This is a genomic window from Candidatus Photodesmus blepharonis (assembly GCF_000731795.2).
Classification (GTDB): Bacteria; Pseudomonadota; Gammaproteobacteria; order Enterobacterales; family Vibrionaceae; genus Vibrio; species Vibrio blepharonis.
This window is the reverse complement of record NZ_JGVK01000024.1, coordinates 1-247: the sequence shown is the minus strand read 5'-3', so window position 1 is coordinate 247 and position 247 is coordinate 1. Positions and strand designations below refer to the sequence as shown.

Genomic DNA, 247 nt, shown 5'->3' with positions numbered 1-247 from the left:
AAAAAAAAATGGTGGGTCGTGCAGGACTCGAACCTGCGACCAATTGATTAAAAGTCAACTGCTCTACCAACTGAGCTAACGACCCAATGGTATCCCGTAGGGGAGTCGAACCCCTGTTGCCGCCGTGAAAGGGCGATGTCCTAGGCCTCTAGACGAACGGGACAAGTATAAAACCTCATTAATCTGTGTGAGCACTCATCGTTATAATTATCGCATTATAGTTTAAGGAGGTGATCCAGCCCCAGGT

The 247-nt window shown here is 47.8% G+C and carries 2 tRNA genes; both read right to left on the bottom strand.

Annotation, left to right across the window (positions count from 1 at the left end):
* Nucleotides 1-9: 9 nt before the first annotated feature.
* A tRNA-Lys gene (locus CF67_RS03030) sits at nt 10-85 on the bottom strand.
* 2 nt (nt 86-87) lie between these two features.
* Nucleotides 88-163 (bottom strand) — tRNA-Glu (locus CF67_RS03025).
* Nucleotides 164-247 lie beyond the last annotated feature (84 nt).